The sequence below is a fragment of the Calothrix sp. NIES-2098 genome (assembly GCF_963875125.1).
In the GTDB taxonomy this organism is placed as follows: domain Bacteria; phylum Cyanobacteriota; class Cyanobacteriia; order Cyanobacteriales; family Nostocaceae; genus Aulosira.
In genome coordinates this window covers 3175576-3188651 of record NZ_CAWNKJ010000001.1, presented here as the reverse complement: position 1 = coordinate 3188651, position 13076 = coordinate 3175576, and the positions used below count along the sequence as shown (strand labels likewise).

General features: G+C 43.4%; 10 protein-coding genes. 5 read left to right on the top strand and 5 right to left on the bottom strand.

What is annotated here, in order from left to right; translation table 11 throughout:
- Positions 1-372 precede the first annotated feature (372 nt).
- Complete coding sequence (locus tag AACU33_RS13350; RefSeq protein ID WP_096589124.1) at positions 373-1506, top strand: serine/threonine-protein kinase; 1134 nt, start codon at positions 373-375, stop codon at positions 1504-1506.
- On the opposite strand, the gene AACU33_RS13345 is transcribed toward AACU33_RS13350, so the two are convergent.
- The 3 genes from AACU33_RS13345 to AACU33_RS13335 all read right to left on the bottom strand — a co-directional run bounded on the left by AACU33_RS13345 (position 1500) and on the right by AACU33_RS13335 (position 5782).
- Positions 1500-1904, bottom strand: a complete 405-nt coding sequence (locus AACU33_RS13345) for a hypothetical protein (protein ID WP_339375981.1) — start codon at positions 1902-1904, stop codon at positions 1500-1502. The two genes, AACU33_RS13350 and AACU33_RS13345, sit on opposite strands and share 7 nt — an antisense overlap.
- A 115-nt stretch (positions 1905-2019) precedes the next feature.
- Positions 2020-5346: a HEAT repeat domain-containing protein gene (locus tag AACU33_RS13340; protein ID WP_096589121.1), complete on the bottom strand. Its 3327-nt coding sequence runs from the start codon at positions 5344-5346 to the stop codon at positions 2020-2022.
- Positions 5347-5443: 97 nt separating this feature from the next.
- A complete protein-coding gene (locus tag AACU33_RS13335; RefSeq protein ID WP_096589119.1) occupies positions 5444-5782 on the bottom strand; it encodes a hypothetical protein in 339 nt (112 codons plus the stop codon).
- Between the two features lie 564 nt (positions 5783-6346).
- Here AACU33_RS13335 and AACU33_RS13330 point away from each other — a divergent pair.
- Positions 6347-7207: a DUF4351 domain-containing protein gene (locus AACU33_RS13330; RefSeq protein ID WP_096589115.1), complete on the top strand. Its 861-nt coding sequence runs from the start codon at positions 6347-6349 to the stop codon at positions 7205-7207.
- Here the strand turns inward: AACU33_RS13330 and AACU33_RS13325 are convergent.
- Positions 7194-9716, bottom strand: a complete 2523-nt coding sequence (locus AACU33_RS13325; protein ID WP_096589113.1) for a sigma 54-interacting transcriptional regulator — start codon at positions 9714-9716, stop codon at positions 7194-7196. The genes AACU33_RS13330 and AACU33_RS13325 overlap by 14 nt on opposite strands.
- Positions 9717-9906: 190 nt before the next feature.
- Between AACU33_RS13325 and AACU33_RS13320 the strand changes: the two genes are divergently transcribed.
- On the top strand, positions 9907-10242 hold the full coding sequence (locus tag AACU33_RS13320) for a XisI protein (RefSeq protein ID WP_096589111.1): 336 nt from the start codon (positions 9907-9909) through the stop codon (positions 10240-10242).
- A gap of 81 nt (positions 10243-10323) precedes the next feature.
- On the opposite strand, the gene AACU33_RS13315 is transcribed toward AACU33_RS13320, so the two are convergent.
- On the bottom strand, positions 10324-11226 hold the full coding sequence (locus AACU33_RS13315) for an alpha/beta fold hydrolase (RefSeq protein ID WP_096589109.1): 903 nt from the start codon (positions 11224-11226) through the stop codon (positions 10324-10326).
- Between the two features lie 249 nt (positions 11227-11475).
- Here AACU33_RS13315 and AACU33_RS13310 point away from each other — a divergent pair, with 249 nt between their 5' ends.
- On the top strand, positions 11476-12426 hold the full coding sequence (locus AACU33_RS13310; protein WP_096589107.1) for a class I SAM-dependent methyltransferase: 951 nt from the start codon (positions 11476-11478) through the stop codon (positions 12424-12426).
- Between the two features lie 196 nt (positions 12427-12622).
- A complete protein-coding gene (locus AACU33_RS13305) occupies positions 12623-13051 on the top strand; it encodes a hypothetical protein (protein WP_096589105.1) in 429 nt (142 codons plus the stop codon).
- Positions 13052-13076 lie beyond the last annotated feature (25 nt).

Below are 13076 nucleotides of genomic sequence, written 5' to 3'. Positions count from 1 at the left end.
AGAAATACATCTTTATTTTAAAGAAATCTTATTATTTCAGTCAGCTGTTGATTACGCTACGATGTCATGACATTTTCTCAAAGTTTTGAAACTTGCCTAGGATAAACTTTCACCATAGCTGGCACTACCTTCTCTAGATAGATAATTATAAGTTGTTGTGTACCACGGCTATTCTTTTTTATAAGAGAAAATAAGTAGTGCAAAACTACCCATCAATACTTTAGTTGATGGTGGGTATCACAACTGGCGATCGCTTCACCGTAGCGAGTCTCTAGATTTCGGTTATGTTGCTTTAATACTCAGACTGTTACACTCAAAAATGGCGATCGCAGGGCACAATAAAGACAAACAAGAGCGATTTTTTGCGCCACCATGAGCTACTGCCTTAATCCCCGTTGCCCAAGACCAGAAAATTCTGATGATATCAAGTTTTGTCTAACTTGTGGAGCTAAGTTACTCCTCAAAGAACGTTACCGCGCTATTCAACCCATAGGGCAAGGTGGTTTTGGTAGAACTTTCTTGGCAGTAGATGAAGATAAACCCTCCAAACCGCGCTGTGTAATTAAGCAATTTTACCCCCAAGCCCAAGGCACTAATACTGTGCAAAAAGCTGTGGAGTTATTTAACCAAGAAGCCGTACAGTTGGATGAGTTAGGCAAACATCCCCAAATTCCTGAACTGCTAGCGTATTTTACTCAAGAAGACAGACAGTATCTAGTACAAGAATTTATTGATGGCAAAAATTTAGCGCAGGAATTGGTTGAGCAAGGCGCTTTTAGTGAAATACAGATAAAGCAGTTACTAAATGATTTATTGCCAGTGCTGCAATTTTGTCATGCTAGACAAGTAATTCACCGCGATATTAAACCCGAAAATATAATTTTACGCATTAAGGATAACAAATTAGTTCTAGTAGATTTTGGTGCTTCTAAATCTGCCACCAGTACTGCCCTCAACAGAACTGGTACAAGTATTGGTAGCCCCGAATATGTTGCCCCCGAACAAATTAGAGGACGGGCGATTTTTGCCAGCGATATCTATAGTTTGGGTGTTACTTGTATTCGGTTATTAACTGAGCGATCGCCTTTTGATTCTTACGATATTAATAATGATACTTGGGTTTGGCAGCAATACTTGACAACGCCAGTGAGTAATGAGTTGAGTCGCATTCTCAACAAGATGGTAGAAAGTATTCCTGTCCGTCGCTATCAAACAGCAGATGAAGTTCTCAATGACTTACACAAGTTATCACCAGCCACACCAGCAAAGCCTATAACTATCTCGCCATCTCCACCTCAACCTATTGGTAACAGCAAATCTCACAGTCAAATCGATCTAGAGTTAGAGGAGATGAAAACTCAATTTCTAGGTGGTGGTAAGGCTAAAAAACATCAAGTCAACCCACCAAATCCAACCTCACAATCTACTAGTAAAAGCATCATCGATGATGAGTTAGAAGAATTAAGAGCTAAATATCTTGGTCAGAATAATACGCCAAATCAATGAGAAATCCAGATATAAAGAGTCTCTATTACATCACACATATTGAAAATATCACTTAAATAAATTCGGAATTCTACAATACTCATTAACCAAGCTCTGAGGTTCATTAACCAAGCTCTGAGCCTCATTAACCAAGCTTTGAGCCTCATTAACCAAGCTCTGAGGTTCATTAACCAAGCTTTGAGCCTCATTAACCAAGCTTTGAGCCTCATTAACCAGGCTTTGAGCCTCATTAACCAAGCTTTGAGCCTCGTTAACCAAGCTCTGAGGTTCATTAACGAGGCTTTGAGCCTCATTAACCAGGCTTTGAGCCTCATTAACCAGGCTTTGAGCCTCATTAACCAAGCTTTGAGCCTCGTTAACCAAGCTTTGAGGTTCATTAATGAGTTCCAAAGGCTCATGACGAGCCAATCAGGTTTCCCAAATTATCAGACTTGTAATCAAAGATACCTCATTATCTCCGCGTTTCCCCATCTCCGCGTCTCTGCGTCTTCTCCCAGTGTCCCTATCCTCGCTTCAATTCCCCTGCGATCTTGGGCGTAATAATTGCACGAAGGTATCACTCACGGTATGGTCTTTGGTATCGGCGGCGTATTGAATGATTTTCTCCCGTAATTCTTTAGCAGCATCTAAGGGCAGTAGCGTTGCTAGCAAAAAGTATACACCGCGAAAGCGCGGGTCGCCCATGCGATCGATGAGACGTTTTTCTGCTTCTTCATTCTCACCGAGAAAGTTCTGCGCTAAAAAGAATTCCATAATTTTGTCGTGGCGGAAATACCATTCTTTCTTAGCTGCGCCTTCTTCGTTTTGCCATTGACGGCTGACGACCATTTTATATTTCTCGTCTTCTAAAGACTGTAAGACTTGGTAAAATTCATCTCCCGGTAGCGCTTGTTCATCATTTAGCCGCATATCATATACAGCTTGTGAGAATTTCTTGAGGGGGAATTCCTGTTTCCACTCTTGCCGATATTCGCTAGCCATCAAATTATATTGCTGTTGTTGCAGGTGGAATAAATCGGGGTACTCGCCTTGGGATAGCATCAACGCTACAACAGTTAAATCCATTGGGTTAGAGAGAATTCTGTTAACTGCGGCTAACTCTTCTGCTGATGGCTGGTTGTTGAGAGTTTGAGTTAAATAATCAGCGCAGGCTTGCTCGTAATCCTTACCTTGAATTTTGGCCTCTTTGGGCAGGCGTGGCTGACGGGAAATCAAGAATTGCTGAATTTGGGATTGCTCAAGGGGTTGTAATTTATATATCTTCGCTGTTGAGGGTGGTGTCCACTCAAGCGGCTGGGTAGTCATGATGATATTACCCCGGAAGTAGCTTTCGACAAATTGGGTGATTTTTGCCCTGGTGTCGGCGGTAACTTCGTTGAGTCCGTCAATGCAGATATCTAAAGCACCACTGTAAATCAAGTTCTTGAGAAAATCAGCATCTTGTGCTTGTCCGTGCAGCTTGGCTTGAATCGCTTCAATTACCCCCTTGTCACACTTGCGTGCGGGGAGATAAACCACAAGGCGCGGAGAGGTTTTCACCAAATGGCGGAGAAACATCGATTTACCCAAGCCGGAATCGCCTTCGAGGACAATTTGCCCGTTGATATTGGGTAGTACCTGGGTAATGGCTACGGGTTCCTCGATATTGGGAAGTTTGACTTTCGATTCTGGGAAGTAAGCTTGGGGGTTAAAATTATCTAACCCAGCATCGGCGAGTAGGGAAGGCTGGAACGGTTCAAATAACTTGCGGCGGAAGGGAGGAAACCAGGTGAGGAGAAAACCGACATAGCCAACACCGAGAATGCGCCTTACCCAAGGGTTCCAGAAGAAGATGGCTTGGACTTGAGGAAATTTGGGATAAGCGAAGATGAGGGCAAGCCAAAAGGCAGCGTGAATTAATATAGTAGTTCTGGCGTTGAAAAACCACTGCCAACCTTTGAGATTAACTATTACAGATTGTAGGGAATCAGCTTCGTTGTATCCAGCTTTTTTCAGGTTGTTATAGTGAATTTCTAAAATTACAATATCTTGGGGTTGCCAAGTTACTTTTCTGGCGACTACCGCAATTTGCTTCGCTAAGTCTTCCCGTAATCGTGGAAAATTTTGGCTAGGTTCCCAGACTTGGGCAAAGATTTTGAGAGTTTTATCGGCTTGGGCGTGGGTTAATTTAGCAGGAATCGTTTTAGTGTTAGGAAAACCCAACCATGCGAGCAGGGTTTTGACTTCATCAGTGCCGCCCCCCAGGAAATATGTTAAAAATCGCCACTGCTCAAATTCTGATTGACCTGCGTAATAGATGCTATCCAGAATTACAACAATACTATCCAGGTTGAGTTGTTCTATTCTTCCCAATGCCTCTGCTGCACCTCTACGAACATTATTGTCAACGGTTTTATCCTTGAGGAAGTCGAGGATGTCTTTGACGTAGGGTTTGGCAGTCTCCCCCAGATTTACCAATGCCACTGTTGCAACTCTACGAACATTATTGTCAACGGTTTTATCCTTGAGGATGTCGAGGATATCTTTGACGTAGGGTTTGGCAAGCTCTCCCAGATTGCCCAATGCCTCTGCTGCACTGTAACTAACACTTAAATCAACGGTTTTATCCTTGAGAAAGTTGAGGATATCTTTGACGTAGGGTTTGGCAGTCTCCCCCAGATTTACCAATGCCAATGCTGCACCTCTACGAACTTCTTTGTCAATGGTTTTATCCTTGAGGATGTCAGCGATATCTTTGACGTAGGGTTTGGCAGTCTCCCCCAGATTTCCCAATCCCTGTGCTGCACCGGAACGAACATTTGAGTCAACGGTTTTATCCTTGAGGATGTCAGCGATGTCTTTGATGTAGGGTTTGGCTACATCCCCTAGATTTCCCAATCCCTGTGCTGCACCGGAACGAACATTTGAGTCAATGGTTTTATCCTTGAGGATGTCAACGATGTCTTTGATGTAGGGTTTGGCAGTCTCCCCCAGATTTCCTAATGCCTCTGCTGCACTGTAACGAACATATGGGTCAACGGTTTTATCCTTGAGGAAGTCGAGGATGTCTTTGACGTAGGGTTTGGCCGCCTCTCCCATATTTCCCAATGCCTCTGCTGCACTGGAACGAACATTTGAGTCAACGGTTTTATCCTTGAGGATGTCAACGATGTCTTTGATGTAGGGTTTGGCTACCTCCCCCAGATTTTCCAATGCCACTGCCACACCGTAACGAACATTTGAGTCAACGGTTTTATCCTTGAGGATGTCAACGATGTCTTTGATGTAGGGTTTGGCTACCTCTCCCAGATTTCCCAATGCCACTGCTACACCGTAACGAACATTTGAGTCAACGGTTTTATCCTTGAGGATGTCAAGGATATCTTTGATGTGGGGTTTGGCTACCTCCCCCAGATTTTCCAATGCCGATGCCACATCGTAACGAACATTTGAGTCAACGGTTTCATCCTTGAGGATGTCAAGGATATCTTTGATGTGGGGTTTGGCTACCTCCCCCAGATTTCCCAATGCCGATGCTGCACTGGCACGAACATCAGATTCAACGGATTTATCCTTGAGGATTTTGGCAGCTTTCAGAGCAATATCCTCTGGTTTCTGAACCACCAATTGCAAATTTTTTAGATCGTATTCATTGAATGTATAAAAAGCGAGTTTCTTTACTCCGTTATGTCCATCATCAAGGGCGGCGACTATGCCGTTAATTTGCCATGCTTCTGGCTTAGGCTTGGGTTGTTCTTTCGCACTCACCCAAGGTAAACACAGCAGGAGTGTCAACAGCAGGGTAAAGGGGAAGAGAAAGAAGGGCGATCGCTTTTTAATCTGGTGTAGGTGCTTAGGCATGGTAGAAGCTAATTTGTAATGACGCTCAAATACTCGCTAAAGCTGCACTAACGTAATGGGCTAGACTCCAGCGAGTTGAGCAGATCGAATCGCCAAATTACTGTTCAATTAACTTGAAGCCCCAAGGTTTGAGAACTGCCATAGCTAGTTCTTTATCTACACCTTCATAAGCCTCCCATTCGGAAGGGTGTTCTTTAGGATGTCCGTCGCCAACATTACCTGCAACTTTAATTATGGGACAGTTTGCCAAGCGATCGCGCTCCAGCCCTTTTGGCAGCGCTAGTTTGATTTTGCGCCCGACAAATTTTGTTCTACTTTCCTTTGCTACAGACTCACGTATTAAACAAATATCACCAGTAGTTCCCCAAGTAGTTTCGTAAATATACAGAAAGGATATGTATATTTGTGGTTTGAGAGATCTTTTGAGAACTTGCATTATTTATAATCCTTACACTATACGTAGTTGGTGCGTTAGGCTCCCGCATAACACACTACAAAAATCTACAGGAACTTAAAAATATCGGCTGAGAGATATGATACCAAGCTCCCTGGCTCATAATAGACTGATCGTGAAGATCGCAGGGGGAAAGAGGATTTTCCGATTTTTGCACAGAGGCGAGACTTATAAATATAGCGGTTCTCAATTGCTTAGAACACAGATCGTTCGTAGGGGCACAGCAATGCTCATACGTGTCAACTTAAGCTAAAAGCTATATACGGCGAGTGTTGTACAAAAACTCTCGCCCTCATCCCCTCACCCCTTCTCCCCCAGGAGAAGGGAAATTGAATCTCTTGCTCCCCTCTCCCTCAGGGAGAGGGGCTGGGGGTGAGGGCAAAACCTTTGCACAAAGCGGGTTTCACGTTAAGTTGACACCAATGAGCAATGCTTGTGCCCTATGGTGTAGTGCATCCAAACGAGAACCGCTATATTTAGGCGGAAATAATATCAAACCGCTGCACGAGATAATAAAAATGCCTGTTCACTTGTTTTCTATTGTCAATGTCCTTTGATAACCTCTGTAAACTGCTGTCCGAAAAATATCCAGAACGTTTTGCCAGTTGGGTGTTAGGCACACCGCAAAATTCTGCCAAAGTCCTGAAAACTGAATTGAGCATTGAACCGATTCGCGCTGATTATGTCACATTCTTACAGCTAGAAGGACGCATTCTCCACCTGGAATTTCAAACCAAACTCGAATCTACACCACCCCTACCCCTGCGGATGCTTGATTATTGGGTACGCTTGTATCGGTTGTATCGTCTCCCAATCACGCAAGTTGTTGTCTTATTGCTTCCCCCCGCACCAGGAACGGTGATTGAAAATACCTTTATTGTCGAAAATACTCGTCATGAATATCGGGTGATTTCCATGTGGGAGGAAAATCCCGAACTATTTCTCAATGACGAAGCTTTGTTACCATTAGCACCACTGGCAGCAACAACACAACCCCAAGCATTATTGCAACAAGTTGTAGCCAAAGTTAATCAACTGGAGCCGAGACAACGACCAGAAATTTCAGCTTATACCGAAATCTTAGCGGGGTTAAAATACGATCGGGACTTGATTAGACAATTGTTTCGGGAGGGTATGATGCGCGAGTCAGTGATTTATCAAGAAATCCTTGCTGAAGGCGAACAACGCGGCGAACAAAGGGGCGAACAACGCGGACGGGAACAAGGACGGCTAGCAGAAGGAAAATTGCTCGTTTTGCGTCAACTCACTCGTCGCGTGGGAGAATTACCCCAAGAGATGCTAGAGCGCGTTGAATCTCTCACCTTAGAACAATTAGAAAATCTCGGTGAAGCATTACTGGATTTTCAGGCGATCGCGGATTTAGAAACCTGGTTTACAACACAATAATTACCCACATACTAACAGTTAAAGCGATCGCGGCTAAATGTTGCCAAAGCATCACCTTAAAAGGTTGCCGTGCAATTTTTTGCGTTAACACTATTGTTAATAGTAGGGAAAAAATCAGGGTGCTACCTTGCAAAAAGGCGATTACGGCTGGATGCGCTACTAGTATAGGTAACTGTTCGCTATGCAACCCAAAGGTAGCAAAAGCCACAGGTAATATTTTTCCTCCTTCGCCTAACCCTAAACGCAGATAATGAGCTAAGTTAGCTCCTAATACTAATGGTAGGTAGCCGTAAGCAAGTTCAATAAATCTTTTGGGTTTACGACCAAAATTCCATAGTTGCATTAAGCCGTATGCAACAAAAGGAATTGCAACTGGGATGAGCAAAGCTAGCAGGGATAATCCTAAATGTTGCCAAAAAACAGTTAAATCTAAGTTTAGTCCTAACCAAGCTTGCAATTCTGGTAAACGATGCAGATATACACCACCCAAAAGTAAAAATAACAGTGCAACTTCATAGCTGCGGGGTACGTGAGTTGTCCACAGTTCAATTCCTGGCGGACGCAAGTTAAACTCGACGGAACGATGGGGACAAGCTTTGAGGCAAGTCATGCACAAAACACAATCTCTGTTATCTTCTAACTGGGCTGGGTGCGAGTATAAAGGACACCCGTTAGTTTCCATCCCTTCGCCTTTTTGCGGCCCGCCTTTGTAGCATTGATAAGTTGTGCAAGTTGCCGAACAGATTCCTTGCTGGGCGCGCAGTTCTGTCATCGAGAGTTTGGCAAATAAACCATTCATGCCGCCGATGGGACAGAGATAACGACACCAAAACCGCCGTTCAAAAATTGCAGAGAAAATCATCGCCCCAGCGGTAATTAATAACAGCAAGCAAGCGGAGAGGTAAGCTGTGTTTTCTAAGTGCCACAATTCTTCCCATAAGAAGATCAGGGTAAATAGCCCAAATAAAAACCAGCCGCCCCATTTCTCGGCTTTCTCTCGCGGCCAGCGTTTGAGTTGTCTGGGAAACAACCACAGAGATAACTTCTGCGTAATTTCACCGTAAATCATAAAGGGGCAGACTGAACACCAGATACGTCCTAAAAAAGGAAAGAGAAAGAGAAAGAACGGCCACCACCAAGCCCAAAATAAATTTAAAGCGAAATTGCGATCGCGTGTTTGGGGGCCGATAAATAACACACCTACCAAAAAGGCAAAAGCTGCAAAGGTAAAACCATAATTAATGCGATCGGGCCACCAGTCGCTACGCAAAAACCGCCGCAATCGCGGATACGCATTTAATAAATTCACGCGAAATTGCTTTTTCTTCGGTTCCGCCGACCAAAAAATTTCTTCTGTTAATTCTTTTCCCTCTCCCACCTGAACGATCGCTCGTTCTACCAAGTTCTTCAATTCCTTAAGATTGCCAGGGAAATCGTAAGCTTGCAAGCGACGCAAAGCTTCTGGGGTAATATGCGGTTTCGCTAGCCCGCGCGCGCGACTGTAGAGACTGGTGTAATATTCCACCTGTGCGTTAATATCCGCCTTGCGTACCCTTAGCGGTGGTACTTTAATTACATGACCAACGCAGCGTTCGATCAGCGATTGAGCTTTTTCTGAAACAATTAAAATCCTGGCTTTACTTATACGAGGTTCAGCTTTTGGTTCTCCAGGGCGAGTTACAGGAGTGTATGTATCTGTTTGAACTAGCTGCGCTACCTCTGGTAATAACTCTGGGGGCAATTCTTGGATATTATTCAGAACTAAAGTCCCTTCCCCTAACCATTCTAAAAGTCCGGGTTTACCGCCAGCCCGACCAAATAAATCTGCACCACTGGTTTGGAGAATCCCGCAATTGATTTTAATAATTGGTTCTCGTCGCTTGGGGGAACTAAAGTGAATTAAAGCCGCGATATTATCTTTTTCTAAACCTGGTTCGCCAAAGATGTCTACTGATTGGCGATCGCTTGCGGCTTCGCGAATTTGCTCCCGCAGACGCACTGCATAGCGACTTGTACCCACAATTCCCCGTTGCGCCTTAGTCACTAAATACGGACGCAAGGCTAAAGCACGTTCTTGTTGGTAGCTTAAAGCAGATGTCACCTCAGCTAATTCCTGCGCCAATAGCCGCGAAAAAGCCTGATTAATTTCTGAGTATTGAGTCGCTAAACTGCGAAATTTTTCAGCTGGTATAACCCATAAATGACACTCGTTAAGAGTGGCGATCGTAAATGGCGTTAACTCATCTAAGAGTAATTCTTGGAGGTTAATGACTTCTCCCGGAAGGAACCCACGCGGTAAAGCTGAGTTGGTTTTGCTAGTTTCGCTTTCTAAGTGTCCATCTTGGACTATGTAAAGTGCTTCTGGCTGAGTACCTTCGCTTACTAGGGTGCTACTTTCTGGTACAACTTGTAGTTCCATTACTTGAGCGATCGCCTCTAACACCGCAGGCGAGAGAATTCCTAAAGGCGTGCGTTCTTGTAGCCAAATCACTGTATCTGGAGATGTCATCATCAGTTCTCCGTGCAGGCTGGTTGCTGTATAAAAGGAATTATCCCTGATAATGGCTGCGTATGAGTTTATCCGATCTACCTAATCTCTGGTTTCCTTTGGTACTTTTAGGTTTAATTGTGATTGCGGCGGTGTTTTTTAGTCGTAGCAGTTAATTGTTCTACGATTCGCTTCAGGAGGTAATTGTTGAATGGCAAGAATAGAACAGTATCGCCAAAGCATTGAAAAACTTTTAAAGTCTCACGCCGATTGTGAGACTAGCAATTTAGATATTGAATCTCAGCTGATTGTTGATACAGAACATGACCATTATCAGCTTTTAGAAGTTGGATGGGATGGCATGAAGCGAGTTTACAACTGTGTCATGCATTTGGACATCAAAAATGGCAAGATTTGGATTCAACGCAATATGACAGACGTTGATATTGCACAAGAATTAGTAGAGATGGGTATAGCTAAGGAGGATATTGTTTTGGGGTTACATCCGCCATATAAGCGTCCGTATACAGGATATGGTGTGGCTTAGGAAATGCGATCGCCGTAAACAGCTTCGTTTTTCCTCTAGTATGTAAATCTGAACTTTGTAATTAGTGTTTGTGCCAATATCTCAATTTATATTTGGTTCGCTGCAAAATTCTAAAATATGCTGGGCGGTAATTTGTGGTTGTTCTAAATGTGGAATATGACCGCAATCTTTAATCCAGATGAGTTTACTGTGGGGAATTGCTCGTTTAAATCTGGGAGCATCTTTAGTACCCAAAATTTTATCGCTATCACCCCACAAAATCAGCGTTGGTTGCAGAATTTGGGCTAATTTTTTAAATCTAAAAGCTCGATAACCACCACTTTTAGTAAACGCGATCGCGGCTTTACCCCAATTTGGCATTTGCAGGTGTAATGCTGCACAATCTACAGCATCGTTAGCGATAAGTTGTTGGCTTTTATAAGCAGCGCGGGAAATGCGATCGCGAACTTTGGGATTACGTAAGAACTCTGTAGCTAAGTAATCCAAAGGGGGAAACATAAATTTACTTAAAGGCGAACCTCCCCTCAAACCCGCACTATCCATTAACACTAGTTTTTCCACTACCTCTGGATAGGTGAGTGTAAAATCAATCGCTGCGGCACCACCCATCGACGCACCTACCAAAATTACAGGTTGGTTAATGAGAGTTTTCCAAAAATAATAAAGATGAGTTTTAATTGCGGTTGGGCTATAGTCAATTTCGGCAGATCTATCTGTAAAACCAAAACCCAACAAATCTACTGCCCAAGTTTCATTATCTCCTGCCAACAGCGGTAGAAGACGCCGAAATTCTAATACAGAACTATCAAAGCCATGAATTAATAAAATCGGTGTACCACCACTACCTTGACGTACATAGGTTGTAGCGATCGGTTGATTAGTTAGGGGAGTTGCGATCGCCTGAGATTGAATACTCTGAGCGAGTGCGATCGCGGCGGGTTCTTTCAGTTGCCCAACTGCTGTAGGTAAAAAACTAGGAAACATAAACCCTAGTTTACCGTATAGGCAAGGCGAAAGGTTGTACTGTACATTCGCATTCAGGGATTTTTTGTCCCCTCTAAAACTTAAACTATATATAAGTGTATAGGCATAAATCAATATAATTGCTAGAGATCGCCTTTAGCATTCAGGTAACTCAGTTTGATTTCATAACAACAAGCAACTGATAACCCTGATAATTATGTTGGTTTCCACCTATCTACTTAGTTATCTTGCCTCTATTTTTGCAAGCCGATGAACAACAAGCTAAAACCAGACTGGGCCGGAGAAGATACGCTCTCCAAGTTCGTCAATCTCCTGATCCAGACTAAACCGATCTACAACTTGATGAAACACCAAGCCAGGCAAGTACTCATCAAAACTGCTGAGAAAAACGGCGTTCCCTGGCGCAAAAACTATGAGGCGCTCAAATCATCGGGGGTGACACAGCAGTTAGTACAAGTGACTAACCCTGATGTTGTGTATCCTGACTATTATAAAGTACCTTTCCACGCCTACTCTGAGGGTAATCTTTGCTGGGATGCGGCTTTTGAAACAGAGTCAGCTACTTACGCAATGGCGTTGCGGGTTTGGCCAAAAGAAAATTTGACTTGGGAAGCTGCTCATACGCGGTTAAGAGGCAGCTTTCATCAAGTTCTCGCTACCTACGGGCCGCAGGAAGTTCGGGATATTCTCGATATCGGTTGCTCAGTCGGTGTTTCCACTTTAGCGCTGCACCGTTACTATCAACAAAAGCAGAGTCATCCTGTACGTACAGTGGGTCTTGATTTATCACCATACATGCTCGCTGTTGCACGCGATCGCGATGTCAAAGGTGAGATATCACAATGGATTCACGCGCAAGCTGAAGATACAAAATTACCAGATAACTCCTTCGATTTGGTGACACTCCAGTTTATCACTCACGAACTTCCAGGCTATGCCAGTAAAGCAATTTTCGCTGAAGCTTTGCGATTGCTGCGACCTGGTGGAGCGATCGCACTGGTAGATAATAACCCAAAATCCTCAGTAATCCAAAACTTGCCACCTGTTCTATTTACATTGATGAAAAGCACCGAACCTTGGAGCGATGACTACTACACTTTTGATATTGAAGCCACATTGCAGGCTGTAGGTTTTGCTCAACCAGTTACCGTAGCTAGCGATCCGCGCCATCGTACTATTGTGGCGAGAAAGCCTGAATGAAAACGCAGGAGGTAGATAGCAGTTCGCGTGAGAATTATCGCACAGTAGGGGCAAGATTTTTCCCCCATTTTGCATAATCTGTAAACTATCGCGTGATAGATATGTGTAATATGACCTCCTAGAGTTGATACTCCCCTGCCATCAGGGGTTTTTTGCTCTTTTCCAGCAAAGGTGTTATTAAAAAACCAATGCAACTATGAAGCTCAACAACAAAAGATTCTCAACTGAGCAACATCCAATCAAGCGATCGACATTAATATTTTTGTTCCTAGCTTTTACCACTGGTACTTTCTTAATCGCTTGGCAAAAAGGGGTTCAATGGACAGTAATTTCTACCGCTGTCTCAGGCTTAATTCTTTTACCTTTTGCAGGACTTTCCTTAGCATATATTTTTGATACATTATCTTCAGAATCAGGAAATACATCCAGCTATTCAAGCGGCAGTATTTTCGATCTGATAATGCTGGGATTCTATTTAGTATTATTTTTAATTGGTTATATCACAGCTTTTCGTGCCATGTTCACTAGTGAATATAACTGGCGCAAAGCTGGCATATATTTTCTATCAATTATATTTGGTGCAGTCTTGGGTACAAGCTTGGGCTTTATTTTTAATATGCATTAAATCTAATAATACTTTTGTTAATATA